The organism is Paenibacillus sp. 598K (assembly GCF_003851045.1).
GTDB lineage: Bacteria > Bacillota > Bacilli > Paenibacillales > Paenibacillaceae > Paenibacillus_D.
Window position 1 is genome coordinate 1 of sequence record NZ_BFBX01000440.1, and the last position, 258, is coordinate 258.

Genomic DNA, 258 nt, shown 5'->3' on the forward strand with positions numbered 1-258 from the left:
ATCGGCACATAGGCCGCGCCTGCAAGCAGGATGCCGAGGATGCCGGTTACCGTCTCCAGCGAGCGCTCCGTATAGAGCCCGATCAGCGTATCCGCACCTGCCCCCTGCTTGCGCAACCGCGCCGCGATCCGTTCGGAGGCTCCTTGTAGCTCCCGATAGGTGAGACTGCGCTCGCCGCAGACGACCGCTGTCCGCTCTGGCGTCGCCGCCGCCTGACGGAGGAAGAGCTCCGGCAGCGGCGTCTCGCCATCGGTCGGC

At 68.6% G+C, this 258-nt stretch carries 1 protein-coding gene; it reads right to left on the minus strand.

What is annotated here, in order from left to right:
* On the minus strand, positions 1-258 hold a 258-nt coding region (locus PA598K_RS35710; protein WP_148092072.1), incomplete at both ends, for an AMP-binding protein.